Here is a 20,279-nt window from a genome sequence, read left to right as displayed (position 1 = left end):
GCCTTCCGGCGGGCGGGCATGCTCGCCTTCCCTCCCGCCGGCCGACCTCTTCCTGTTTCTTTCCCATGTCCTTCAAAGACCGTCTGTCCGATCCCCGCCTGCGCCGAGCCGCCAAGTGGACCGCCATCGGCAGTGCCACCGCGGTGGTCTGCGGCGCCGCCATCGTCGGCATTGCCGCGGCGCTGATGTCGCGCCAGCTTCCCGACGTGAGCACGCTGCAGAACTACCAGCCCAAGCTGCCGCTGCGCGTGTTCACCGCCGACGGCGACCTGATCGGCGAGTTCGGCGAGGAACGCCGGCAGCTGGTGCCCATCGACAGGATCCCCAAGGTGCTCAAGGACGCGGTGCTGGCCACCGAGGACGCGCGCTTCTACCAGCATGGCGGACTCGACACCATCGGCCTGACGCGGGCGGTGATCTCCAACGCACTGCATGGGGGCGTGCGGCAGGGCGCTTCCACCATCACCCAGCAGGTGGCGCGCAACATGTTCCTGAGCTCGGAGCGCACCTTCACCCGCAAGCTGAAGGAGGCGCTGCTGGCCTGGCGGCTGGAGGACGAGCTGACCAAGGACCAGATCCTCGAGATCTACCTGAACCAGATCTACCTGGGCAACCGCGCCTACGGCTTTGCCGCCGCGGCCCAGACCTATTTCGGCAAGCCGCTGCAGGACATCACCGTGGCCGAGGCCGCCATGCTGGCCGGCCTGCCCAAGGCGCCCAGCAGCAACAACCCGATCGCCAATCCCCGCCGCGCGGTGGCCCGCCAGCAGTACGTGATCAGCCGCATGGTCGAGACCGGCTACCTGAGCCAGGCCGATGCCGAGAAGGCGCGCCAGGAGCCGCTCAAGCTGCGCGACGCCGCCGAGCCATCGGGCCTGCATGCCGACTACGTGGCCGAGATGGTGCGCCAGCAGATGGTGGCCAAGTACGGCGACGACACCTACACCAAGGGCTTCAAGGTCTACACCACGGTGGCGCGCAACGACCAGAGCTCGGCCTATGAGGGGTTGCACGAGGCCATCGTCGACTATGAACAGCGCCAGCCCTACCGCGGTCCGGAAGGCTATGTCGAACTGCCCGCCGAAGCGCAGGATCTGGACAGCGCGGTGGACGATGCCCTTTCGGACAAGCCCGACAGTGGCGGCATGATGGCTGCGGTGGTGCTGGAGGCCAGCCCGCGCAAGGTGGTGGCGGTGCGCGCCAACGGCGACAGCATCGAGATCACCGGCCGCGGCCTGCAGGCCGTGCAGCGCGGGTTGGTGGAGAAGGCGGCCGAGCCGCTGCGCATCCGCCGCGGCAGCATCGTGCGCATCGCCCGCACCGGCCCGCAGAACAGCTGGGAAGTGACCCAGCTGCCGGAGGTCGAAGGTGCCTTCGTGGCCATCGACCCGCGCGATGGTGCCATCAAGGCACTCGTCGGCGGCTTCGACTTCAACAAGAACAAGTTCAACCATGCCACGCAGGCCTGGCGCCAGCCGGGCTCCAGCTTCAAGCCCTTCATCTATTCGGCCGCGCTGGAGAAGGGCTTCACGCCCGCCACCATCGTCAACGACGCGCCGCTGTCCTTCGACGCCGCCGCCACCGGCGGTGCGCCCTGGGAGCCCAAGAATTACGACAACACCTATGCCGGCCCGATCACGCTGCGCCAGGCGCTGGAGCAGTCGAAGAACGTGGTGACCATCCGCGTGCTGGACGCCATCACGCCCGCCTATGCGCAGGAATGGATCACGCATTTCGGCTTCGCGGCCGACAAGCATCCCGCGTACCTGACCATGGGCCTGGGCGCCGGCTCGGTGACGCCGCTGCAGATGGCCGCGGCGTACTCGGTGTTCGCCAACGGCGGCCTGAAGGTGGAGCCGCGGCTGATCGCCCGCATCACCGACGCGCGCGACCAGGTGCTGGAGGACACCCCGCCCAAGCCCGCCGACGAGGCCGGCCGCGTCATTCCCGCGCGCAATGCCTTCGTGATCGACACGCTGCTGAACAGCGTGGTCAAGAACGGCACCGCCCGCCGCGCCTACGGCACGTTGCGCCGCGACGACCTCTACGGCAAGACGGGCACCACCAACGATTCGCACGATGCCTGGTTCGCCGGCTTCCAGCCGACCCGCGTGGGCGTGGCCTGGATCGGCTACGACACGCCCCGCCAGCTCGGCGTGCGCGGCGAGACCGGCGGCAGCCTGGCGCTGCCGGCCTGGACGCGCTACATGCAGGGTGCACTCAAGGGCGTCCCGGTGGCCAAGCTGGACGTGCCGCCGGGCGTGACCAACGCCAGCGGCGAATGGATGTACGACGAATACGCCAACGGCCAGGGCGTGCAATCCCTCGGGGTGGAAGCCGCCCTGACGCCGATCACGCCGGTGGAGGTGAACAGCGGCGCCCCGACGACCGGCCCTGCGCCGTCGTGGGGCAACCAGCCGGTCATCCCGGCCATGCCCGGCCAGCCAGCCCAGCCTGGGCAACCTGCAGCGCCTGCGCAGCCGGACGAGCGCAACCGGATCCTGAACATGTTCCGCTGAGGCGCCCCGCGCCGCTTGCCCCGACAACCCGGCCTCGGCCGGGTTTTTTCATGGCACGCGGCTGCGTCGTCAGCGCAGGTCGACCACCAGCCCGGTCAGGCGGCGCACCGTGGGTAGCAGCACCACGACCAGCGGAAAGGCCACCGCCCAGGACAGCATCCAGGCGCCCAGCCAGAGATGCAGGAAATCGGGCGTCCAGCCCGCGCCGCGCAACGTGCTGATGGCCGACACGACGCCGCTCATCAGCAGCGACAGCAGGAGGGGCACGACGATGGCGGCACTGCGTGCCGGCAGCTTGGGAATGCCGGCCACGATGGTCGGCCGCGAAGAGGGAGAGGATGCACGCATGGGAGAGAGGGGAGAACGCGGCCCGCGGGCCTGGATGACTCCGGCCATGCAAATGCCGGGCCGGCGCAGGCCCGAATCGGGGCGCCCCCACCCTCAGTCAGCGGACGCCGCTGGCGTTCCCTGGTGATAGCGCAGCTGCCACGCCAGACCCTCGCGCTTCCACAGCGAGACCCGCAGCGTCTGCAACAACGGGCCGCCGTCGGCCGCCCGCTGCGCCGAGCGATAGCTGAGCAGTGCCAGATCCGGCGCCAGCCGTTCCAGCCGGAAGTCGCTGGAATGCACCGCCGGCGGCGTCAGCACCTGCGACAGGTAGCGCACGACAGTGGCGCGGTCGTAGGGACGGCCGGAACGGCCCACCTCGTGGAAATCGGCATGGAGCAGGGCCTCCAGCCGCCCCGCGTCGCAGGGCGTGCCGGGATGGTGCAGTTCCACCTCCAGCTGTTGCAGGTGGGCGCACAGGTCTTGGGGGTCGTCGGGGGTCATGGCGGCGTGGATCGTCGGCAGGCGGGGAAGGTGCGGGTTGGCGGACATCGGCCGGGTCGCCTCATCGCAGCTGCCCACTGATCAGCGGCAAGGTCAGCGTGGCCTGCGCGCCACCGCCTTCCGCATTGCCGAGCGCGATGCTGCCACCGTGCAGCGCCGCGATCTCGCGCACGAAAGCGAGGCCCAGGCCGGTGCTCTTCTTCTGGCTGTGCGGCCGCGCCAGCGAATAGAACTTCTGGAAGACCTGCGCCTGCGCATAGGCAGGGATGCCCGGCCCCTGGTCGCGCACCGCGATCACGCCGCGCCGGCCCTGCAGCCGCAGGCTGAGCCGCACGGTGCCGCCCTCGGGCGAGAAGTCGATGGCGTTGTCCAGCAGGTTGCCCACGGCCTGTCGCAGCAGCAGCGGGTCGCCGTCGGCATGCACCTCGCCCAGGTCCTCGCGCAGGCCCTGCACGTCGATCACGACGCCACGGCGCGCGGCGGCCGGCGCCACGCCCTGGGCGGCCTCACGCAGCAGGGCGCCCAGGGCCACGGGCTGCACCTGGTCGAGCACGCGGCGCGTCTCCAGGGCCGTGAGTTCCATCATGCGGTCCACCAGCTGCTGGATGCGCTCGCTCTCGCGGCCGATATTGGCCAGGAAGCGCACGCGCTCCTCGGGCGGCATGCCGGCTTCCTGCAGCAGCTCGGCGGCGCCGCGGATGGCCGACAGCGGGCTCTTGATCTCGTGGGTGAAGGTCTGGACGTAGTCGGCCACGTAGTTGCGGCCGGTGAAGGCGTCGCCCATCTCCTGCACGGCGCCGCGCGCCATGGCGGCGGCACGGCGCAGCATGCGCAGCGGATGGAAGCCACGCTGGGTGCGCAGCCAGCGGATGTAATCGGCCGTGAGGCCGAAGGGGCGCACCAGCCACACCGAGACGATCAGCGCCAGCACCAGCAATGCCGCCGCCGAGCCGGCACCGACCCAGATCACGCGCTGGCGGGCGTCCTGCACGAACTGGCCGAAGCTCTGTACCGGCTTGCCCACGCCCACCATGCCGACGATCTCGCCCGCCCAGCGGATGGGCGCCCCCACATAGAGCACCGAACTGAGCGGGTCGGACTCCACGTCGCGCGTGGCGCGGGCGCCATAGCCGCCTGCCAGCGTGCGGCTGACGTCGATCCAGCGCGAATAGTCGGCGCCCACGGCGCGGCCGGTGGAGTCGTAGATCACCCGGCCGCTGCGGTCGGTGACGTAGACCCGCAGTTCCACCTTCTGCTTGTGCAGGTTGTAGATCTGGGCCGAGAACTCGCGCGCATAGAGGGCGCGGAACAGCGGCTCCAGCCGCCGGGTGTCGATGGCGCCGGCGATCACGTCCTGCTCGACCAGCGTGGCCATGAGCTGGGCGATCTCCACCTGCGCTTCCTCGGCCGATTCGCGGTAGCGCGGATCGATGTCGCCGACCACCCGCCACAGTAGCCAGGTGATACCGGCCACGTAGATCAGCAGCACGGCCAGGAAGATGCGGGTGCGCCGGCTCGGCGAACGCCTCATGGGACGAGGGACGTGGAAGGCGGCAGGTCTTCGTGCAGCGCGTAGCCGGTGCCGCGGTGGGTGCGGATGGCCTCGACCTCGGGCGCCACCGCGCGCAGCTTGGCGCGCACCGTCTTGACGTGGGCGTCGACGGTGCGGTCCAGGCTCTCGCTGTCGCCGCCCCACACGCGGTCGAGCAGCTCCTCGCGGCTGAACACGCGGCCCGGGCGCTGCACCAGCAGGCGCAGCAGGCCGAATTCGTAGCGCGACAGCTCGAGCACGCGGCCGTAGTAGCGGATCTGCAGGCGTTCGTCGTCGACCACGAAGGGCAGGGCGGGTGCCTGCGGCGCCGTGGCCAGTGTCGTCACCGGCATCGAAGGCACCGGACCCGCCCGCTGGCTGCGCCGCAGGATGCCCCGCACCCGGGCCACCAGTTCGCGCGGCGAAAAGGGCTTGGCGATGTAGTCGTCGGCCCCCAGCTCCAGCCCCACCACGCGGTCGATCTCGTCGGTACGCGCCGTGAGGAAGACGATGGGCACGTCCGCCGCGCCCGGCAGGGCCTGCAATCGCCGGAAGAGATCGAAGCCGTTCATGTCGGGCAGGCCGATGTCCAGGATGGCGAGCGCCGGCGGCTCGGCGGCGAATTCCGCCAGGGCTGCGCCACCGGTGGCACACCACACCGGCGCAAAGCCGTCGCTGCGCAGCACGTACTGCACCGTGTCGGCGATGCCCGGCTCATCCTCCGCCACCAGGATGCGCGGCCGAACCCCGACCGATGGCGCGGTCGGGGCCGTGGCAACGGCAGGGGGTGGATTCGGCATGGGGGCGGATCGTAGCGGTGCGGACGCAGGGCACCCAGCGATTTCGGAAAGACCGTGAATTGCGCTTTGACGCCCGGCGCAGGAGTTGTCCTGACTTTGTTCTTTTCTTTTATTTCAACATTAGTCGTCATAGATAAGGATGCACCCGGCCTGTGGATAACCATGGTTTTCCCCGGCCTGCCAAGGATTTGGCGCCGAGCGACGGATGTGGGCAACCCTGCGTCCGTGCTGTCGTGGGCGGGCGAACAACCTCGGCCGAAGCGCCCTGGCTGTGGATAAGACGGCGCTTGTTCCACAGCCGTCCCCAGAGTTGTTCTTTGACAGGACGTCTGCTTTCTGGCTGCCAAGCGCCGATACCGGCTCAAACTATGCACTGCCAAAAAAATGAGCAGCCCAAAGATACTTGTTGTAAATCAAAGAGTTGCGATGGCTTTACAAGGCAGTCCGACAGTTGCCCACAAAGTTGTCCAACGAATATGGGGACAGACGGCGGTTTCGGCGTCCCCCAGCCGGCGTCGCTTCGGTCGTTCTCCATCGGATCGGCGCGCCGCGACATCTCCACTTTTTTTTGCGGGCGCCCGTTGTCCCGGTTTTCCTTCCTTCATCTTCAATATCTGAATAGTCGTAATAGATAAGGAAGCCACCGGCCTGTGGAAAACCCACAAATCCCTCGGCCGGACAGGCATTTGGCCTTCCTTGGCCCATGTGGGCAGGGTTGCTTCGTGGATGTCGCACCGATGGGGACAAATGCCGGCCGTCCGTCCTCGGGTGTGGATAACCGGGCAGTTGTGCCGGATTCATCCCCACAGTTGTCCTTTGACAAGGGGGGTGCAAATGTGGGATTGGGCTTTGGACGCCTTAAATATGCACTGCTGATTATTTGTGCAGATTGTTGAAAGTTCATTGATATCAAGGACTTGCAGTGGCTTTACAAGACAACGCGCGAGTTGCCCACAAAGTTATCCAGTCCAGCTGGGGAGAAGCGGATAACACGGCGTCTTGAGCGCCGTCCGGGGGTAGGGCGGCCGCTTTTCCACAAACGGGGGCTTTCCGCGGCTTCGCGCAAGCGTTCGTGTGGCGTGATCGAGAGACACGATGGGCACATTCGCCCGGCCGGATCACCGGGCCTGGGCGATCCGACGCGTGTTCAGCGCGGTAGGCCGCTTCCTGCCAGGTCTTCGAGGATGGGGCAGTCGGGCCGATGGTCGCCCCGGCAGCCATGGACCAGGTGGGCGAGCGTGCCGCGCATGGCCTGGAGTTCGGCAATGCGCCGGTCCAGGTCGTCCAGGTGGGTGCGGGCAATGCGTTTCACCGCCGCGCTCGGGCGGCTGCGGTCATGCCAGAGGCCGACGAGCTGCTGGATCTCGTCGATGGAGAAGCCCAGGTCGCGGGCCCGCTTGATGAAACGCAGGGAATGGACGTCGGCATCGCCGTAGAGGCGATAACCGGCGTCGGTGCGCGAGACGGCGGGCAGCAGCCCCAGCGTCTCGTAGTGGCGCACCATGCGGGCCGACACGCCGGAGCGGGCGGCGGCCTGGCCGATGGTGAGCGGTGGGGCCGTCGCTGTGGACGGCGAGGAGGAACGGGGGGCCACGGCCGGACCGGGTTCCGTGAGGAAAAAGGCGTCAGCCCTGGACGGTATAGCCCGCTTCGCGGATCGCGTCCTGCAGTGCGGCGGGGGCTTCGGCGCTCTGCACCTCCACGCGACCGGCGGGCAGATCGATGCGCACCTCGGCATCGGGATCGACATCCTGGACCGCCTGGGTGACGGCACGGACGCAGTGTTGGCAGCTCATTCCGCTGACCTGGAAGACGTGGAGAGGAAAAGTCATGAAAAAAACCTGTGAGAGGGCCTAAAAAAAAGGGAACACCCTGGAGTGTGGACCTTGACACGATGTGAAGGTCAAGGCAACAAAACCCTTTTGGCGCCGTGCTGCGCATTTCCGATGTCCGTCGACGTGGCGAGGACGTCTTGACCTTGCCACCGTGTCAAGCCGTAGCCTTGCGTCCATGAATGCATCTTCGATCGACACCGCGCCCGTCCCGGGGGCCGCGCAGACGCTGGACCTCGGCATCGGCGGCATGACGTGTGCCTCCTGTGTGTCCCGTGTGGAAAAGGCCCTGCGCCAGGTGCCGGGTGTGCAGGAGGCCAGCGTGAACCTGGCGACGGAATCGGCCCGCGTCCGTTGGTCGGGCGACGACGGTGCCGATGCCGCACTCCGGCTGCGACGCGCCGTCCGGCAGGCCGGCTACGAACCGCGCAGTGCCGAGGCGACGCAGGCAGAAGCGGGGGTGGGGCCATGGGCAGGATTCGGCCCGGTGGCCGCGGCGCTGCTGCTGTCCTTTCCTCTGGTGCTGCCCATGCTGGGGATGCCCTTCGGGCTGGACTGGATGCTGCCTGCCTGGCTGCAACTGTTGCTGGCGGCGCCCGTGCAGTTCGTGCTGGGCGCGCGCTTCTACCGCGCAGGCTGGCATGCGGCCCGGGCCGGGACCGGCAACATGGACCTGCTGGTCGCCCTGGGCACCAGCGCTGCCTTCGGGCTGTCGCTGTGGCTCTGGTGGCGCGCCCGCCTGCATGGCGCGCACGGCGGCGAACCCCATCTCTATTTCGAAGCCTCGTCGGTCGTGATCGCGCTGGTGCTGCTGGGCAAGTGGCTGGAGGCGCGCGCCAAGCGGCAGGCCACGTCGGCCATCCGTGCGCTACAGCAACTGCGGCCCGAGACGGCGCACCTGTTGCAGTCGCGTGGTCGCCGCACCGAGGAAAGCGATGTTCCCTTGGCCGAGGTGATGGTGGGCGACCGGCTGGCCGTGCGGCCCGGCGAACGCATCCCGGCCGATTCCCGCGTGCTGGAAGGCGAGTCGGAAGTGGACGAATCCATGCTCACGGGCGAACCTCTGCCCGTGGCCAAGTCGGCCGGTAGCCGGCTGACGGGCGGTTCGGTCAATGGCGCCGGCCGCCTGGTGGTGGAGGTGCTGGCTGTCGGCACGGAAAGCGTGCTGGCCCGCATCATCCGGTTGGTGGAGGACGCGCAAGCCGCCAAGGCGCCCATCCAGCGGCTGGTGGACCGGGTGGCTGCCGTCTTCGTGCCGGTCGTGCTGGGCCTGGCGCTGCTGACGCTGCTGGGCTGGCTGTTCCTGGGCGGTGCGCCGCTTGAAACGGCGCTGATCCACGCGGTGGCCGTGCTGGTGATCGCCTGCCCCTGCGCGCTGGGCCTGGCGACGCCGGTGGCGGTGATGGCCGGCACCGGCGTCGCCGCACGCCACGGCATCCTGATCAAGGACGCGACGGCGCTGGAGCGCGCGCACCGGGTGGACACAGTGGCCTTCGACAAGACGGGCACGCTGACGCGCGGACAGCCGCAGCTCAGCCGGCTCGACGCGACGGGGACCTTGGACGAAGGGCAGGTGCTGCGCATCGCTGCCACGCTGCAGCAGGGCAGCGAACATCCGCTGGCCCGGGCGGTGATGGAGGCCGCGAAGTCGCGGGACCTCGCGCCCGACGAGGCACTCGAGGTTCGCGCCGTGCCGGGCCGTGGGATCCGCGCCGTGATCGATGGCACGCCCTGGGCACTCGCCAGCCTGCGCTGGTGCGAGGAATTGGGTGCTGCCTTGCCACCGGAAAAGGTCGAGGCGCTGTTGTCCACAGGTTCCTCGGTGTCCGCGCTGCTGAGCCTCGATGCGGAGGGTGAGCGGGTGAAGGCGGTCGAGGCATTGCTCGGCTTCACCGATGAGCCCAAGCCGGGGGCGGCGGAGGCGGTGGCGGCCCTGCGTGCGCGCGGGCTGCGGGTGGTGATGATCTCCGGCGACAACGCGCGTGCCGCGCAGGCGCTGGCCCGGCGCGTGGGCATCGCGGCCGAGGACGTGCGGGCACAGGTGCTGCCGGCCGACAAGGCGGCCGCCGTGGCGGCCTTGAAGGAAGGCGGCGCACGCGTGGTCGCCATGGTGGGCGACGGCGCCAACGACGCACCTGCGCTGGCCGCGGCCGATGTGGGCCTGGCCATGGCCAACGGCACCGACGTGGCCATGGAAGCCGCGGGCATCACCCTGATGCGCGGCGATCTGGCCCTCGTGGCTCAGGCCTTCGACCTGTCGGCCCGCACGGTGGCCAAGATCCGGCAGAACCTGTTCTGGGCCTTCGCCTACAACGTGGTCGGCATCCCCTTCGCGGCCTTCGGGCTGCTCAGCCCGGTGGTGGCCGGTGCGGCCATGGCGGCGTCGAGCGTCAGCGTGATGGCCAATGCCCTGCTGCTGCGCCGCTGGCAGCCGGCATCGTCGGGCCAGCGGTCGGAATGACGGAAGGGCAGCCGAAGCTGCCCTTCCGGTCCATGCCTGCAAGCGCGCACGCCGGCAGTCTCTGACGCTTCAGCTCAGCGTCGGATAGTCCGTGTAGCCCTTCTCGCCGCCGCCGTAGAAGGTCTTGGTGTCCGGCGTGTTGAGCGGGGCGTTCTCCTTCAGGCGGCGCACCAGGTCCGGGTTGGCGATGTAGGGGCGGCCGAAGGCGACCAGGTCTGCGCCCTTCTTCACGGCTTCCTCGGCCAGCTCGCGGGTGTAGCCGTTGTTGACCATCCAGGCGCCCTTGCCGCCCGCCTCGCGATACGCCTTCTTCAGCGCCTCGTAGTCGAAGGGCCGGCCCTCGACGTCGCGCGGGCCGCCGGTGGCGCCTTCGATCACGTGCACATAGGCCAAGCCCAGCGGGCCCAGTTGGCGCACCACATGGTTGAACAGCGGCTGCGGATCGCTGTCGACGATGTCGTTGGCCGGCGTGACCGGCGACAGGCGGATGCCCACCTTGCCGCCGCCCACCGCGTCGACCACGGCACGGGTGCATTCCAGCAGCAGGCGTGCGCGGTTCTCGATGCTGCCGCCGTAGTCGTCGGTGCGCTTATTGGCGCCGTCCTTGAGGAACTGGTCCAGCAGGTAGCCATTGGCGGCATGGATTTCCACGCCGTCGAAGCCGCAGGTCTCCACGGCGTTGCGGGCGGCCGCGGCGAAGGTGTGGACGATGCCGGGCAGCTCTTCCAGGTCCAGCGCGCGGGGCGTGGAGGTGGGGGCGAAGCTGCCGTTGCCCTGCGCGTCGATCAGGTAGGTCTTGGTCTTGGCGGCGATGGCCGAGGGCGCGACCGGCGGCTGGCCGTCGGGCTGCAGGCTGTCGTGCGACACGCGGCCCACGTGCCACAGCTGGGTGACGATCTTGCCGCCGGCATCGTGCACGGCCTGCGTGACGCGCTTCCAGCCGTCCAGCTGCTCGGTGCCATAGAGGCCCGGCACGTCGGCATAGCCCTGGCCCTGGTGGCTGATGGCGGTGGCCTCGGTGATCAGCAGGCCGGCGGTGGCACGCTGCGCGTAATAGGTGGCCGTGATCGGCTTGGGGATGGCGTTGGGCGAACGGTTGCGCGTCAGCGGTGCCATCACGATGCGATTGGCGAGCTGGAGGTCGCCGGCCTGGACGGGGTCGAAGAGGGAAGAACTCATGGCTCGGGTGTTGAAGTGGGGATGAGAAAGACGAAGGCGGCAGGGTAGGTCACGGCCAGTGACGGCGCTACGGCAGGGTTGTGGTTTTCGGTGTAGGCGTGCCGGCCGGGCCGCCCAAAAAAAGGCGGGCGTCGCGCTTGGCACGTCGCCCGCCCTGATCGGCCAATGGACCCTGCCTTACTTCAGCAGTCCTTCGGCCTTGAGCGCTTCCTGCACGGCCGGACGCGCGCCCACGCGCGCATGCCAGGCCAGCAGGTGCTTGTAGGCGCTCAGGTCGATGTTCATCGGCTTGGCCCAGTTGACGGTGGTGAACAGGTAGCCGTCGGCGACGCTGAAGTGCTCGCCCATCAGGTAGTCCTTGCCTTCAAGCTGGCTGTCCAGCCACTGGAAGCGCGTGCGCAGCTTGTCGGCGAAGACCTTCTTGGTGTCTTCGGGCACGGCCGGGTTGAACAGCGGGCTGAAGCCCTTGTGGATCTCGGTGCCGATGAAGGTCAGCCATTCCTGCAGGCGGTAGCGCTGCAGCGTGCCGTTGGCGGGCGCCAGATTCTTGGTGGGGACCTGGTCGGCGATGTACTGCACGATGGCCGGGCCTTCACGCAGGCGGGTACCGTCGTCCAGTTCCAGCATCGGCACGTAGCCCAGCGGATTGATGCCGTAGTAGTCGGTGCCATCCTGCAGCTTGTGCGACTTGGTGCTGGCGAGCACCGGCTCGAAGGCCAGGCCGGCTTCGCGCAGGGCGATGTGCGGGGAGAGCGAGCAGGCGCCGGGGGAGTAATACAGCTTCATGGAGAGGGCTCCTTCTGTTGGAAAAGGTCTGGAAGCGAGAGCGTGGCGTGCAGTCCGGTGGCGGCCTGCACGGCAGCGCGAATGTACTTGGATCGGCGCGCGAGCTTGTCCTACGGGGTCATGCGGGCGGCACTGTCCAGCTTGGTGCACAGGCCGCAACTACGCTTCAGGCACCGCGGCAGGCTCAGTCGAATGCTCGCCGCACAACGAGACGACAAAGGAGTCAACCATGCTCAAGTACGCACTGATCTTTGCCCTGATCGCTCTGGTGGCGGGTGCCCTGGGTTTTGGCGGCGTGGCCGCCGGTGCCGCCGGCATCGCCAAGCTGCTGTTCGGCCTGTTCCTGCTGATGGCCGTGGTGTTCGTGGTGCTGGCCGCCCTGGGCGTGGGCGCCGCCAAGAAGGTGCTGGATTGAACACCGTGGACACGCTGGACATCCTCCGTTCCATTGCAGGGACGCGCCGGATCGGCGCGTTGGTGTCTCCAAAGGACCGGGTGCGCCATGTGATCGAGGTCACCCAGCGCAACTGGCAGCTGCCTGTGAGCCGCCGCAAGCGCGCGGCGACCACAGCGGCTCAGCCCGTCCGCGAACTGGCCACGGCCTGAGTTGCCGGACCTGGGGCCCGAAGTCCCCTCCCCGATAAGAGAGCGCAGGCGATCCCTGCGCTCTTTTGTTTTGGGGCCGGTCCGCGCACCCTTAGGCCGGCAAAGGGATTGCGGTCTTTCCTAAAATGTACAAAACGCTGATTTTGTACATTCATGCACACCCTTCCTCTGAGTGAGTTCCGTGCCAATGCGTCGGCCATGCTCGATCTCGTCGAGCGTGGCGAGCGCGTGCGCATCCTGCGCCACGGCCGGCCGGTGGCCGATCTGGTGCCGGTGGGCGAGGCGGCCGAGCCGGTGGCCCGCGTTCCGCGTTGGAAGCAGCCCATCGAACCGCTGCAGCTGGTGCGCCCCGATGGCCGCACGGGCGCCCAGCTCATCATCGACGAGCGCGAGCGGGGCGCCTGAGCCATGCGCGTGCTGTTCGATGCCTCGGCGCTGGCCAAGCGCTACATCGCCGAACCCGGCCGGGAGCAACTGCTCGCACTGAGCGACCAGGCCTCCGCCGTGGTGGTGGCGGCCCATTGCAAGGCCGAGATCGCCAGCGCCCTCAACCGGCAGCGCCACGAAGGCGTGCTGGCCGATGAGGACTACCGCCGCATTATGGCGATCATCCACGAAGACTTTGCCGAGCTGGAATGCATGGCCATGGACCGGCGCGTCGAGGCGCTGGCCATGGCGGCCATGGAAGCGACCCGGCTCCATGCCTTCGATGCGCTGCCCATCGGCACGGCACAGGCGGCCGGCGTCGACCTGTTCGTGACGGCCGACCGGCGCCAGGCGGCTGCCGCCGCGGCCGTCGGCTTGCGCACCGAGTTGATCGAGGCCTGAGCCACCTCCGACACCTTCTTTTCGAGACATTCCTCATGTACATCCATCCCGATTCCTTCGACGTGATCGTCGTCGGTGGCGGCCACGCCGGCACCGAGGCGGCGCTGGCCGCGGCCCGCATGGGCTGCCGCACCCTGCTGCTCACACACAACATCGAAACCCTGGGCCAGATGAGCTGCAATCCGTCCATCGGCGGCATCGGCAAAGGCCATCTGGTCAAGGAAGTGGACGCCCTGGGCGGCGCCATGGCCATCGCGACCGACGAGGCGGGCATCCAGTTCCGCATCCTCAATTCCAGCAAGGGACCGGCCGTACGCGCCACCCGGGCGCAGGCGGACCGCATCCTGTACAAGGCCGCGATCCGGCATCGGTTGGAGAACCAGCCCAACCTCACGCTGTTTCAGCAGGCCGTGGACGATCTGCTGCTGGAGGGTGACCGCGTGGTCGGCGCGGTCACGCAGGTGGGCATTGCCTTCCGCGCGCGGACCGTCGTGCTGACGGCCGGTACCTTCCTGGATGGCCGCATCCACGTCGGCCTGGACAACTACCAGGCCGGCCGGGCAGGGGACCCGCCTGCGGTCAGCCTGTCGGCGCGGCTCAAGGAACTCAAGCTGCCCCAAGGGCGCCTCAAGACCGGCACACCACCACGCATCGATGGCCGCACCATCGACTTCTCCCAGTGCACGGAACAGCCAGGCGACGGCATGCCGGGCGGCGGCAATCCTGCAATGCCGGTGTTCAGCTTCATGGGCCGGGCCGACATGCATCCGCAGCAGATGCCGTGCTGGATCACGCACACCAATGCGCAGACGCACGACATCATCCGCTCCGGCTTCGACCGCTCGCCCATGTTCACCGGCCGCATCGACGGCGTGGGCCCGCGCTACTGCCCCAGCGTGGAGGACAAGATCAACCGCTTCGCGGACAAGGACAGCCACCAGATCTTCCTGGAGCCCGAAGGCCTGACGACCCACGAGTACTACCCCAACGGCATCTCCACCAGCCTGCCCTTCGATATCCAGCTGGCCATGGTGCGCAGCATGCCGGGCCTGCAGAACGCCCACATCCTGCGGCCGGGCTATGCCATCGAGTACGACTACTTCGACCCGCGCGGTCTGAAGAGCAGCTTCGAGACGCGCGCGATCCAGGGACTGTTCTTTGCCGGGCAGATCAACGGCACCACTGGCTACGAGGAGGCCGCGGCGCAGGGCCTGTTCGCCGGTCTGAACGCCGCGCTGCTGTGCCAGGAGAGGGAGGCCTGGGTGCCCCGGCGGGACGAAGCCTACCTGGGCGTGCTGGTGGACGACCTGATCACCAAGGGCGTGACCGAGCCCTACCGCATGTTCACCAGCCGGGCCGAGTTCCGACTCCAGCTGCGCGAGGACAACGCGGACATGCGCCTGACCGAAGCGGGCCGTCAGCTGGGGCTGGTGGGCGATTCGCAATGGGACGCTTTCTGCCGGAAGCGCGACGCTGTTTCACGTGAAACAGAGCGGCTCAAATCGACCTGGGTGAATCCCCGCAACCTGCCGGCCAGCGAGTCCGAACGGGTTCTGGGCAAGGCCATCGAGCACGAATACAACCTGGGCGATCTGCTGCGCCGGCCGAACATCAGCTACGACAGCCTGTTGTCGCTGGACGGCGGCAAGTACCGGCCCGCGCAGCCGTTGGCACCGGACGAAGTGGAGCAGGTGGAGATCGCGGCCAAGTACGCGGGCTACATCGAGAAGCAGCACGAGGAGGTGCAGCGCGCGGCGCACTTCGAGAGCCTGCGCCTGCCGGACGACCTCGACTACATGCGGGTCCAGGCACTCAGCATCGAGGTGCGGCAGAAGCTCAGCAAGCATCGGCCGGAAACCCTGGGGCAGGCGTCGCGCATCTCCGGCATCACGCCTGCGGCGATTTCCTTGTTGATGATTCATCTGCGCAAGGGTGGCTACAAGGCCTTCCAGCAGAAGGACACGGAGACGGTGCCCGCATGAGTGTCGTGAGCCAAGCGCAACGCGAACAACTGGAGGAGGGCGCGCGGACGCTGGGACTGGACATGACCGATGCGCAGATCCGTCAGCTGCTGGACTACGGCAGTGCCATCCTCAAGTGGAACAAGGTCTACAACCTCACGGCACTGCGCGATCCCACGCTTGTCATCACCCACCACCTGCTGGACAGCCTCGCAGCCGTTCCGGCCCTGGGGCGACAGCAGCCGGGGGCAGGGCGCCTGCTGGACGTGGGCTCGGGTGCCGGCCTGCCTGGGGTCGTGATTGCCATCTGCCGGCCCGACCTGGAAGTGCATTGCCTGGATGCCGTCGCCAAGAAGATGGCCTTTGTGCAGCAGATGGCGGGCGCTCTGCAACTGCCTCGACTTCGCGGCCTCCACGCGCGCGTGGAGACACTGGAAGGTCGCTACGACGTGATTACTTCGCGGGCCTTTGCGTCGCTGGTCGATTTCGTGGATGGCTCTGCCCAGCTTCTGACTCCCGAAGGCGTCTGGATGGCGATGAAGGGAAAGCGGCCAGAAGAGGAGATCGAGCGCCTTCAGACCTCCGTGGATGTGTTTCACGTGGAACAACTCGTCGTCCCCGGCCTGGATGCCGAGCGCTGCATCGTCTGGATGCGCAAAAAACAAAGCTGACTCGCCTGCAAGCGGCTGCCAAACGGCAGCTCCGTCGCCTTGCTCGCGTAGACTCCCCGCTCCCTCCCGCAGCTCACTCCCATGTTCGGCATCTCCGACTACGGCGCCTTTGTCGCCGCCATCCTCGTGTTCCTGGCCATTCCCGGTCCGGGCAACCTGGCCTTGGTGAGTTCCACGGCCAAGGGCGGCGTGCGTGGGGGTCTGGCGGCCACGCTGGGCGTGATCCTGGGTGACCAGGTGCTGATGTGGTCCGCCGTCGCGGGCGTGGCGGCGTTGCTGGCGGCCTACCCGGCAGCCTTCCACGCCGTGCAATGGCTGGGCGCCGGCTACTTGGCGTGGATGGGGCTCCGGATGCTGCGGGCACGTCCCGGTGACAAGGCGGTGATCGACATCCGTCCGGGCCACTACCTGCGGCAATCGTTGGCGATCACCTTGCTGAATCCGAAGGCCATCGTGTTCTACATGGCCTTCTTTCCCCTCTTCATCGATCCCGCCCACCATCGGGGCATGCTGACCTTTGCCGCGATGTCACTGACCATCGCGGCCCTCACCTTCGGCTACGGATTGGTGGCCGTGCTGCTCACCCGCCATCTGGCCGACAAGCTGCGCGCCAACCGCCGCCTGTCCAGCCTGCTCGAAAAGACGGCGGGCGGCGTGCTGGTGGCTTTCGGCGTCAAGCTGGCACTGAGCCAGTAAACCCTCCCACCCCGCCGCCGACATCAGGAATCCAGCGACATGGCCCGCATCTTCTGCATCGCCAACCAGAAAGGTGGGGTGGGCAAGACCACCACCACCGTCAACCTCGCCGCCGGCCTGGCGAAGGTCGGCCAGCGTGTGCTGATGATCGACCTGGATCCGCAGGGCAACGCGACCATGGGTTCGGGCATCGACAAGCGAAACGCCGAGTACACCGTCTACGACGTGCTGCTCGAATCGGCCTCGGTGGCCGAAGCCCGCGTATCGGTCGAGGCCTGCGGCTATGACGTTCTCGCCGCCAATCGGGAACTGGCGGGCGCCGAGGTGGAGATGGTCGCCCTGGACCGCCGCGAGAAGCGTCTGCGCACCGCGCTGGCCGCCGTTGGCGCCGAGTACGACTTCGTGCTCATCGATTGCCCGCCCTCGCTCAGCCTGCTGACGCTCAATGGCCTGTGCGCCGCCCATGGCGTGATCGTGCCCATGCAGTGCGAATACTTCGCGCTCGAAGGCCTGACCGATCTGGTCAACACCATCAAGCAGGTGCACGCCAACCTCAACAAGAACCTGCAGATCATCGGCCTGCTGCGGGTGATGTTCGATCCGCGCATCACCCTCCAGCAGCAGGTGAGCGACCAGCTCAAGGCGCACTTCGGCGACAAGGTGTTCGACACCGTCATTCCCCGCAATGTGCGCCTCGCCGAGGCGCCGAGCTATGGCCTGCCCGGCGTGGTCTTCGACGCCGGCGCGCGCGGCAGCCAGGCCTATGTGGCCTTCGCCGAGGAACTGGTGCGCAAGATGCCGCCGGCCAGCGCCACGGCCGCGCCCACGCCGCCCGCACCGCAGACGGTGCCGGTGCTGCATGCCGTGGCGGGCGAGGAGCAGGCGGACGCGGCCCCGGACGAGGCGGGCGACGTGCCTCCGCCGGCCGCCTGATCGCTACGCTTTTCATAGCAATGAATCCACATCCTACCGAGCCGGCCACCGTGTTCCTGCTGCCAGGTTGGCAGAACAGCGGACCCGGCCACTGGCAGACGCGCTGGGAGGCGCTGCATGGCGACCACCGCGTCGAGCAGCACGACTGGATGCGCCCGCTGCGCGGCGACTGGTGCGCGCGGCTGGAGGAGGAGATCCTCGCGGCGCCCGGGCCGGTGGTACTGGCCGCCCACAGCCTGGGCTGCATCCTGACCGCGGCCTGGGCCGCCCATTCGCGCCATACGGCCCGCGTGCGTGGCGCGTTGCTGGTGGCGCCCGGCGACGTCGAGCGCGAATCGCTGCGCCACCAGATTCCCGGCTGGGCGCCCATCGTGCGCCAGGCCTTGCCCTTCCCGGCCGTGCTGGTGGGCGCCACCGACGACCCTTATTGCGACGCCGACAAGGCCCGCGAGCTGGCGCGCCACTGGGGCGCCCGCTTCGTGGATGCCGGCGCCCGCGGCCATCTCAACGCCGACTCGGGCCTGGGTGACTGGCCGGAAGGCCGCGCCCTGCTGGATGCGCTCATCCAGCCCCCGCAACCCACTTCTTCTTCCTGCTGATGGCAACCAAGAAACCCAAGGGCCTCGGACGCGGCCTCGAAGCCCTGCTGGGCCCCGCCGCAGGCCGCAATACCGACGACGCGGCCACGGCCGAGGCAGAGTCCGCCACGCCGCGGCGCGACGGCAATCCCAGCACCCTGGCCCTGAACCAGATGGTGGCGGGCGTCTACCAGCCCCGCACCCGCATGGACGAGGGCGCGTTGTACGAGCTGGCCGAGAGCATCAAGGCCCAGGGCATCATGCAGCCGATCCTGGTGCGCCGGCTCGATGCCGAGCAGGCCGCTGCCAAGAACGCCGAATACGAAATCATCGCCGGCGAGCGCCGCTTCCGCGCCGCCAAGATCGCCGGCCTGGACAGCGTGCCCGTGCTGGTGCGCGACGTGCCCAACGAGGCCGCCGCGGCCATGTCGCTGATCGAGAACATCCAGCGCGAGGACCTCAATCCGCTGGAAGAGGCGCAGGGCCTGCAGCGACTGGTCAACGAGTTCGGCCTGACCCACGAACAGGCCGCCCAGGCCGTGGGCCGCTCGCGCAGTGCCGCCAGCAACCTGCTGCGCCTGCTGAACCTGGCCGATCCGGTGCAGGGCCTGCTGATGGCCGGCGACCTCGACATGGGCCATGCCCGCGCGCTGCTCGCCCTGGACCGCGCCGCGCAGATCACCGCCGCCAACCAGATCGTGGCCCGCAAGCTTTCGGTGCGCGAGACCGAGGGCCTGGTCAAGAAGCTGTCGGCCGAATTCAGCCTGCAGCCCCAGGCCCAGCGCGCCGCGCCCGAGAAGCCGCGCGACCTGCAGCGCGTGGAGGAGGAACTGGCCGACCTGCTCACCGCCGCGGTCGAGGTGCGCATCAAGAAGCAGAGCAAGCGCGGCGGCCAGACGCAGATGAGCGGCGAGCTGGCGATCCACTTCGGCTCGCTGGATGCGCTGAATGGCCTGATCGAACGGCTGCGTGGCTCCACGGCGGGATAGGCGACCCGCAAGATGGGCGCGGCAGTTCTATGCCGCCGCCTTCCACTTTCGTCGGATGCGTGGTGCACAGGCGCACCGATAAGCTGCGGCCGCACCGTCTGCCCTGGCACGACGGCATGTCTCCAACCCGCGAGAGGCCGACCATGAATTCGACGACGCCCATTCTTCCCCGCCTTGCCCTGGCATTGACCGGCCTGCTGGCCCTGGCCGGCTGCCAGACCACCGACCTGCAGATGGGCAGCCAGTCCGCCAAGACCGTGGCCACCGGCGGCGCGGCGGGTGGCACCAGCGTCAATGCCAGCGGCCAGTTGGAGCGCTGCGAGTCGCCGCTGGGCACCGTCTCCCTCATCGAGAACCAGTCGGCCGGTTGGTACACGGTGCTGACCAACCAGTACAAGCTGCCGTCCACGGCCAACCTGCTGCGGCTGATGATCCAGCAGTCCAACTGCTTCGTGGTGGTGGAGCGCGGCGCCGCCGGCATGAACGCCATGAGCCGCGAGCGCGCATTGATGCAGTCGGGCGAGATGCGCCAGGGCAGCAACTTCGGCCGCGGCCAGATGGTGGCCTCGGACTACGGCCTGTCGCCCGAGGTCGTCTTCAACAACAACGACGCGGGTGGCATCGGCGGCACGCTGGGCGGCCTGATCGGCGGCAACCGGGGCCGTGCCCTTGCGGCCGTGGGCGGCAGCATGCAGACCAAGGAAGCCAGCACGATGCTGACCCTGATCGACAACCGCTCGGGCGTGCAGATCGCGGCGGCCGAAGGCAGCGCCTCCAAGACCGACTTCGGCGCCATGGGCTCGCTCTTCGGCAGCCGGGCGGGCGGTGCGGTGGGCGGCTATGCCAACACGGCGCAGGGCAAGGTGATCAGCGCCGCCTTCATGGATGCCTACAACCAGATGGTGGTGTCGCTGCGCAACTACCAGGCGCAGACGGTGCGCGGCCAGGGCCTGGGCGGCGGTGGCCGGCTGGGCGTGGATGGCGGTGTGGCGCCGTCGCAGACCTCGGCGCCGCGACAGAAGAAGTAAGGGCGGAGCCGGTGGACGCCGGCTTCTTCCCACCACCGTTCAGGCTGAGC

At 68.4% G+C, this 20,279-nt stretch carries 21 protein-coding genes; 13 read left to right on the top strand and 8 right to left on the bottom strand.

What is annotated here, in order from left to right; translation table 11 throughout:
- The first annotated feature begins 65 nt into the window (after nt 1-65).
- Entirely contained in the window at nt 66-2,519 is a 2,454-nt protein-coding gene (locus KBC94_RS03050) for a penicillin-binding protein 1A (protein WP_294366201.1), read from the top strand.
- A gap of 69 nt (nt 2,520-2,588) precedes the next feature.
- Here the strand turns inward: KBC94_RS03050 and KBC94_RS03045 are convergent, their stop codons facing one another.
- From KBC94_RS03045 to KBC94_RS03020, 6 genes are all read right to left on the bottom strand, one after another.
- On the bottom strand, nt 2,589-2,867 hold the full coding sequence (locus KBC94_RS03045) for a DUF2798 domain-containing protein (RefSeq protein WP_043118541.1): 279 nt from the start codon (nt 2,865-2,867) through the stop codon (nt 2,589-2,591).
- A gap of 93 nt (nt 2,868-2,960) precedes the next feature.
- Entirely contained in the window at nt 2,961-3,350 is a 390-nt protein-coding gene (locus KBC94_RS03040; protein ID WP_294366195.1) for a nuclear transport factor 2 family protein, read from the bottom strand.
- Nucleotides 3,351-3,411: 61 nt separating this feature from the next.
- On the bottom strand, nt 3,412-4,881 hold the full coding sequence (creC, locus tag KBC94_RS03035) for a two-component system sensor histidine kinase CreC (RefSeq protein ID WP_294366193.1): 1,470 nt from the start codon (nt 4,879-4,881) through the stop codon (nt 3,412-3,414).
- Nucleotides 4,878-5,681, bottom strand: coding sequence for a two-component system response regulator CreB (creB, locus tag KBC94_RS03030; RefSeq protein WP_294366192.1), 804 nt, complete (start codon nt 5,679-5,681; stop codon nt 4,878-4,880). The genes creC and creB overlap by 4 nt, the downstream gene beginning before the upstream one ends.
- A 1,147-nt stretch (nt 5,682-6,828) precedes the next feature.
- Nucleotides 6,829-7,275, bottom strand: coding sequence for a Cu(I)-responsive transcriptional regulator (gene cueR, locus KBC94_RS03025; RefSeq protein WP_294366190.1), 447 nt, complete (start codon nt 7,273-7,275; stop codon nt 6,829-6,831).
- Between the two features lie 31 nt (nt 7,276-7,306).
- Nucleotides 7,307-7,513, bottom strand: coding sequence for a heavy-metal-associated domain-containing protein (locus tag KBC94_RS03020; protein WP_294366188.1), 207 nt, complete (start codon nt 7,511-7,513; stop codon nt 7,307-7,309).
- A gap of 178 nt (nt 7,514-7,691) precedes the next feature.
- Here KBC94_RS03020 and KBC94_RS03015 point away from each other — a divergent pair, with 178 nt between their 5' ends.
- On the top strand, nt 7,692-9,974 hold the full coding sequence (locus KBC94_RS03015) for a cation-translocating P-type ATPase (RefSeq protein ID WP_294366187.1): 2,283 nt from the start codon (nt 7,692-7,694) through the stop codon (nt 9,972-9,974).
- A gap of 69 nt (nt 9,975-10,043) precedes the next feature.
- On the opposite strand, the gene KBC94_RS03010 is transcribed toward KBC94_RS03015, so the two are convergent.
- Together KBC94_RS03010 and gstA are read right to left on the bottom strand one after the other, a co-directional pair.
- Nucleotides 10,044-11,153 carry an alkene reductase gene (locus KBC94_RS03010; RefSeq protein WP_294366185.1) on the bottom strand — a complete coding sequence of 370 codons (1,110 nt, stop codon included), beginning with the start codon at nt 11,151-11,153 and terminating at the stop codon, nt 10,044-10,046.
- Nucleotides 11,154-11,330: 177 nt separating this feature from the next.
- Complete coding sequence (gstA, locus tag KBC94_RS03005; protein WP_294366183.1) at nt 11,331-11,939, bottom strand: glutathione transferase GstA; 609 nt, start codon at nt 11,937-11,939, stop codon at nt 11,331-11,333.
- A 229-nt stretch (nt 11,940-12,168) separates the two neighbouring features.
- Between gstA and KBC94_RS03000 the strand changes: the two genes are divergently transcribed.
- The 11 genes from KBC94_RS03000 (at nt 12,169) to KBC94_RS02950 (ending at nt 20,229) form a co-directional block, all read left to right on the top strand.
- Nucleotides 12,169-12,354, top strand: a complete 186-nt coding sequence (locus tag KBC94_RS03000; protein WP_114801744.1) for a DUF1328 family protein — start codon at nt 12,169-12,171, stop codon at nt 12,352-12,354.
- Between the two features lie 5 nt (nt 12,355-12,359).
- Complete coding sequence (locus tag KBC94_RS02995) at nt 12,360-12,545, top strand: hypothetical protein (RefSeq protein ID WP_294366182.1); 186 nt, start codon at nt 12,360-12,362, stop codon at nt 12,543-12,545.
- A gap of 153 nt (nt 12,546-12,698) precedes the next feature.
- Nucleotides 12,699-12,950, top strand: coding sequence for a type II toxin-antitoxin system Phd/YefM family antitoxin (locus KBC94_RS02990; protein ID WP_017760147.1), 252 nt, complete (start codon nt 12,699-12,701; stop codon nt 12,948-12,950).
- Nucleotides 12,951-12,953: 3 nt separating this feature from the next.
- Nucleotides 12,954-13,373 (top strand): type II toxin-antitoxin system VapC family toxin, encoded by a 420-nt coding sequence (locus KBC94_RS02985; RefSeq protein ID WP_294366180.1) that lies wholly within the window; start codon nt 12,954-12,956, stop codon nt 13,371-13,373.
- 35 nt (nt 13,374-13,408) lie between these two features.
- Nucleotides 13,409-15,355, top strand: a complete 1,947-nt coding sequence (mnmG, locus tag KBC94_RS02980) for a tRNA uridine-5-carboxymethylaminomethyl(34) synthesis enzyme MnmG (RefSeq protein ID WP_294366178.1) — start codon at nt 13,409-13,411, stop codon at nt 15,353-15,355.
- A complete protein-coding gene (rsmG, locus tag KBC94_RS02975) occupies nt 15,352-16,005 on the top strand; it encodes a 16S rRNA (guanine(527)-N(7))-methyltransferase RsmG (protein ID WP_294366177.1) in 654 nt (217 codons plus the stop codon). The genes mnmG and rsmG overlap by 4 nt, the downstream gene beginning before the upstream one ends.
- Nucleotides 16,006-16,086: 81 nt before the next feature.
- Entirely contained in the window at nt 16,087-16,701 is a 615-nt protein-coding gene (locus KBC94_RS02970; protein ID WP_114801741.1) for a LysE family transporter, read from the top strand.
- A 39-nt stretch (nt 16,702-16,740) separates the two neighbouring features.
- Nucleotides 16,741-17,634 carry an AAA family ATPase gene (locus KBC94_RS02965; protein ID WP_294366174.1) on the top strand — a complete coding sequence of 298 codons (894 nt, stop codon included), beginning with the start codon at nt 16,741-16,743 and terminating at the stop codon, nt 17,632-17,634.
- A 20-nt stretch (nt 17,635-17,654) separates the two neighbouring features.
- Nucleotides 17,655-18,233, top strand: a complete 579-nt coding sequence (locus tag KBC94_RS02960) for an alpha/beta hydrolase (protein ID WP_294366172.1) — start codon at nt 17,655-17,657, stop codon at nt 18,231-18,233.
- Nucleotides 18,233-19,201, top strand: a complete 969-nt coding sequence (locus KBC94_RS02955; RefSeq protein ID WP_294366171.1) for a ParB/RepB/Spo0J family partition protein — start codon at nt 18,233-18,235, stop codon at nt 19,199-19,201. Before KBC94_RS02960 ends, KBC94_RS02955 begins: the two co-directional genes overlap by 1 nt.
- A 143-nt stretch (nt 19,202-19,344) precedes the next feature.
- Nucleotides 19,345-20,229 (top strand): CsgG/HfaB family protein, encoded by an 885-nt coding sequence (locus tag KBC94_RS02950; protein ID WP_294366170.1) that lies wholly within the window; start codon nt 19,345-19,347, stop codon nt 20,227-20,229.
- Nucleotides 20,230-20,279: the final 50 nt, after the last annotated feature.

Origin of the sequence: Pseudacidovorax sp. (assembly GCF_017991995.1) — a bacterium.
Lineage (GTDB): Bacteria > Pseudomonadota > Gammaproteobacteria > Burkholderiales > Burkholderiaceae_C > Xenophilus.
Note: the sequence above shows the minus strand (reverse complement) of the source record. Positions and strands in the feature narration are given on the sequence as shown.